6 protein-coding genes are annotated in these 5093 nt (G+C 55.9%); all 6 read left to right on the forward strand.

Features of this window, described 5'->3' with window-relative positions; all coding sequences use genetic code 11:
- Positions 1-233: 233 nt before the first annotated feature.
- Positions 234-713 carry a hypothetical protein gene (locus H0V34_14290; GenBank protein MBA2492798.1) on the forward strand — a complete coding sequence of 160 codons (480 nt, stop codon included), beginning with the start codon at positions 234-236 and terminating at the stop codon, positions 711-713.
- Positions 714-780: 67 nt separating this feature from the next.
- Positions 781-1572, forward strand: a complete 792-nt coding sequence (gene trpA, locus H0V34_14295) for a tryptophan synthase subunit alpha (GenBank protein ID MBA2492799.1) — start codon at positions 781-783, stop codon at positions 1570-1572.
- 53 nt (positions 1573-1625) lie between these two features.
- Positions 1626-2315 carry a transglutaminase domain-containing protein gene (locus tag H0V34_14300; GenBank protein ID MBA2492800.1) on the forward strand — a complete coding sequence of 230 codons (690 nt, stop codon included), beginning with the start codon at positions 1626-1628 and terminating at the stop codon, positions 2313-2315.
- Between the two features lie 307 nt (positions 2316-2622).
- Positions 2623-4056, forward strand: a complete 1434-nt coding sequence (locus tag H0V34_14305) for a UbiD family decarboxylase (protein MBA2492801.1) — start codon at positions 2623-2625, stop codon at positions 4054-4056.
- A 30-nt stretch (positions 4057-4086) separates the two neighbouring features.
- Positions 4087-4668: a UbiX family flavin prenyltransferase gene (locus tag H0V34_14310; protein ID MBA2492802.1), complete on the forward strand. Its 582-nt coding sequence runs from the start codon at positions 4087-4089 to the stop codon at positions 4666-4668.
- A gap of 238 nt (positions 4669-4906) precedes the next feature.
- A partial coding sequence (locus H0V34_14315; GenBank protein ID MBA2492803.1) for a hypothetical protein occupies positions 4907-5093 on the forward strand: 187 nt, incomplete at its 3' end.

Raw genomic sequence — 5093 nt, forward strand, 5'->3', positions numbered from 1 at the left:
ACGGGGGATCGATTATCTCGCCGGCAACGCCCAGCGCGCACACCCTAAGCGCGATCGGAAACGCGGGCGCTTGCAGCTCGGTCTCGAGCCAATATTCGGCACTCCTTAACTACATAACCTATGACGCAGGACTATGGTTCAACATCCCGGGTGGCAAGTATTCGTTGGACAGAGAACGCTTCTTGGATCTCGCTCGGATGCCACTCCGCCACGTTCGCCGGGTGGGAGTAACCATGGAGAACGATCCTGATGTGATTGCCAAGTTTATTCAGGGATCAGGGATATCGGGCGTTCAGCTTCATGGCTTCCATCTGCCCAAACAGGTTCAATCGATCAAACGTCGACTGGACGACGGTATAGAGCTGTTTAAGGTCCTGCACGTTCAGAGGGGCAAGTGCCTGGAAAAGCCACTGCTGCGCCAGTACGCGGGGTGCGGGGCTGACGCATTTATCGTCGACAGCTTTGTCTCCCGGCAACAGCCGGGCAGTACCGGTGAGTGCGTTCCGCCCTTAGCTGTTGCGGAAGTCACCCATGTCCTCGGCACAGAGCGTTTGTTTCTGGCAGGCGGAATAGACGACGCTGCAATTAGATCGCTTCGCTCCAGCGTTCCGCTACGTGGGGTTGACATCGATTCAGGATCACGCGTTTCCTCTAGAATCGACATGCAAAGGGTGCATGCTATCGTGACCGCAGCCCGGGCAAGTGACGGTTAGTGGGGGGGGAGCGATGCGAGGTTGGGAGCTCGAACAGGCGTTCCTTAGGTGTCGACGTGACGCTAAGATGGAGTTGGTTTTCTTCGTGAATGCGGGTGATCCGTGTCCCGAAGTTACCTTCGACATGCTGCGCGTCCTCGACAAGCATAGAGTAACCACGGTCGAGCTGTGTGTACCCTTTCCCAAGTCGCTCACCGATGGGTCGTTGATTAAAGCATCTCATCAACGCGCTCTGTCGAAAGGGATCACCCTGTCCACAGTTCTGGAACTAGTGACCCGAGCGCGGCGCGAGCTCGGACTTAAGATCGTTTTGCTCGCCGATTACGGGTATACGGTCAAGCCACTGGGCTTGGAGCGTTTTCTACAGGCATGTTTCTCGGCGGGAACACATGCCACCCTGATCCATTGCCTGCCTCAAGCTCGAAGACACGACTATGTAGACCAATCCGCCAAGCTCGGGCTGGGCCGGATTATGAGCTTCTTTGTCGGCTCGGAGGAGAGAGTACGCAAGGCGGCGTATCAAGAAGGCGAGGGCTTTATATATGTGGTATCGCGGTTTGGACGGACCGGCCAGAAAGTGACTTTCGACGCTCTTCTACTCGATCAGTTGGGCAATATCCGTGCAGAAATGGAGAAGCCTCTCGCCGTCGGTTTTGGCGTAAAGACGGCCGAGGACATCTCCACACTGCGGCGAACGGGCGCGGACGCACTGATCATCGGTAGCGCCGCCACGGCGTTGGTGCAAGACAACGTCGCGACTCCCGAGCGGATTGCCCCGTCTTTGGATGATCTCGTTCTGCGACTCGCTGGGGCAGCGAGTTCGCACTCACATCACGTGAAAACGGAAAGCGTTGCCTAGCCGTTAGCGCCAGCGTTAAGGTCAAATCAATATTCATGTCCCAGGAGACTCCTATGTTGACGTTCCAAACAGCACGGTCATTATTCGCCACCGAGTTTCTAGACAGTGATACGACCACCGTCCGGGACTTTACCGCGCAGATAGTCGGTTCAGAGCGGGATCCGGTCAAGCAGGCCATAAAATTGTTCTACGCCGTGCGCGATGGCATCGACTACGACGTATACGACATAGACCTGTCGCGTGCCGGCATGAAGGCCAGCTCCATAATAAAAAAAGGCGTTGGCTTTTGCATACACAAGTCTATCGTATTCGCCGCGGCCGCGAGGTATTTGGGAATTCCAACCCGGCTCGCATTTACCGATGTACGAAATCACATCAGCACCGCATCGTTAAGGAAGCTGGTCGGCGGGGATGTGTTTCATTACCACGCCTATGCCGAGATCTACCTCAATGGACGATGGGTCAAAAGCACACCGGTTTTCAACCGCAAGCTTTGCCACCTGTTCGGCGTCGATCCGCTGGATTTCGACGGGACCACAGACGCGACGCTGCAGCCCTATGATAAGAAAGGCAATCGCTACATTGAATTCATTCGTCATCATGGCACCTTCGAGGAGTTTCCCTACGAGCAGTGTGTTGCCCACCTACTGTTGCACCATCCTCGTTTGTTTAGGGATGGCTGGCAGACCGTTCGTGGTGATCTGGCGCAGGAGCGGAGCCTCGAGGCTGCAACGCAATGGTAGCCGTTGCCGCCCTGGTCATGTTCGAACGATGCTCGGAGCCGGCCTCGTCACCTGACACTACTGGTACCGCGGACTTCAGGGTTCACGAGGCTACGACGTTCAGCAACGGTTGCGCGCCGCCGCTTGATGCGTTATAGTGCTGGTGGCCGTTCCGACACAATTGTCTCCGTGGCTGTTATTGATAGCAACAAGCCTAGTGTCCAAAGTCACTTGAATCGAGCGGGACAAGTTCAGCGCGTTCCATGTTCCAACGCTTTACAGATACCTCGGTCCAAAGTCGAATTGGGGCCAGGGGGGGAAAAGAAGCATGGAGAGTACCCGGATCAAAGATCTACGGACAGCGCTCGAATTCCTGAGCAGTCAGGATAATGGGTTGGAAATCGTCTCCACCCCTGTCGAGGCGCGCTGTGAGTTGGGGGCATTGTATGCTCCAAGATCTGGCGGTGTTCCAGTTCGCCCTCCAACACGTTCGGGTCCTGCCATGCTCTTTGAGCGAGTAATGCCCTGCGATCGCCCTGCGGTGGTGGGCGTGTTCGGGTCTCGCCAGCGTTGTGCCTCTTATATAGGTACCACGCACGATCGCGTCGCGGAGAAAATGATAGACGCCGCTCACACCCCTGTGTCACCGTTAGAGACCAGGGATGCTCCTGTTCAAGAAGTCGTTCATACCGAGCGGGTCGATTTGGCCGCCCTGCCGATTCCTACGATGACCCCTCGCGACGCCGGTCCTTACATCTCGTTGGGACTGTCTATGGCGAAAGATCCGGTAACAGGTGGTCGGAACATCTCTGTTCATCGTTTATGTGTGCAAGGGCCGGACACACTTACGATTTGGATGGTGCCAGGGCGACACCTGGAGTCTTTCTTTTTATCGGCGAAGGCACTTGGCAAACCGCTGCCAATCGCTATTCATATTGGCCTCGATCCAGCAATTTACATGGCTTCCTGTTGTCCCAATCCTCTCGCCCCTCTGGGATTCAATGAGCTTGATATAGCAAGCAGCTTGCGCGGGCGTCCTTTCGAGATTTCCCCATGTCTTACGGTCAAAGCAGATTGCATAAGTCACGCTGAGTATGTGTTGGAAGGAGAGATAACCCATGACATCATTCCTGAGAGCAGGACGGCAGCCTATTCGCTGCCCGAATTTCTTGGCTATAACGGGAAAGTCCATCCGGGTCTTCCGGTAGTGAAAATCAAGGCGATTACGCATCGTTCCAAGGCAATTTTTCAGACAGTGATTGGTCCTGGATATGAGCAATCTATCCTGCTGGGCTTCGGTATGGAAGCGGCAATTCTTTACTTTCTTCGCGAGCACGTAACGAAGCGAGTTACGAAGGCTTATTGTAGCTCCGCCGGTGGGGGTCATCTCCTCTTGTTTCTCCAATTCCGCAAGGCAACTGAGCAAGACGATGGGGTGGTCCGGCAGGCTGCTTTAGCTGTCTTCGGCGTTTTTCGCATGATTAAGCAGATTGTACTTGTCGATGATGATGTTGATGTGTTCAGTGAGGAGGATATTTGGTGGGCCATGACCACCCGCTTTCAGGTTGATAGGGATCTGATGACGGTAAGCAATGTTCAAGGATTCCCCTTAGATCCAAGCCAGGATCCTGCTTACTCTTCGACTATCACCGGCCCAGGCTTGACCGCCAAGGCCGTCTTCGATTGTACCGTCCCCTTCCGATTGAAGGAATCATTTCAACGCACGGTGTTTGCCTGGCCTATAGCGGGACCTTCTCAATAACAACTGTAGGACGGTTGATTTGATTAATATATGCGACGACGAGTAATCATTGGCATTTCCGGGGCCAGCGGTGTGACATACGGAATCCGTATGCTCGAAATACTGCGTGAGGTCCCCGATCTCGAGACCCACCTGGTTGTCAGTGGCCCTGCACGGCAGACGATCAGGCTGGAGACGAGATTTGAGATTGACGCGATCCGCGCGCTTGCCGATGTGAGCTACCGGATAAACGACATTGCCGCCGATATTGCGAGCGGATCTTACCAGACCCACGGTATGGTGATTGTCCCTTGCTCCATCCGGACGCTTGCGGGCGTTGCCTATTCCCTGTCCGACAACCTGTTACTCCGCGCTGCTGATGTGATGCTTAAGGAGCGCCGACCGCTGGTGCTCGTGGTTCGTGAGACCCCGTTACACTTGGGGCACCTGCGACTAATGGCTCGCGTCGCCGAGATCGGAGGTATCATCATGCCGCCGGTCCCCGCATTCTACCAGCATCCTCAGTCACTCAATGACATAATCGATCAGACGGTCAATCGAATCCTTGATCAGCTTGGAATCACCCTATCGGTAGATCTATTTCCGCGTTGGCCCGGGCCGCCGCGGCATTGAACGCAAAGCCTCAGGCCCGCCGACCGCGCGGTTAAGCCCCGCTAGGGGTCCAGCTCAGTAACCACCTGTGCTCGGATCTGGGACGCTCTAGCGCACTCCCCGCGACAATCTGTCGCATAGGCGCAGCACGCGGGTTCTGCTTCGTTTTGCGTCGATTGGCCGGCGGCGCGCCGGCCGCGAGACGTTTCACACGGAACCATTCGACAATGCCATTGACTTGACTATGCTTGGATTGACGATGCTTGTTTTGGGCGCGGTGCTGGCGGCGTTCGGCGCGGCCTCCGATGCGGCGGGTCCCCTGGATGCCGCCATCGACACCCGCGTCACCACCCAGAAGGAGGCGGCGGACTCCCAGGAGCGTATCGATGCCGTGGCCGATCAGACCCACGCGATGCTCCTGGACTTCCAGCACGTGAGCACCCAAA

The organism is Gammaproteobacteria bacterium, from assembly GCA_013696315.1.
GTDB lineage: Bacteria > Pseudomonadota > Gammaproteobacteria > JACCYU01 > JACCYU01 > JACCYU01.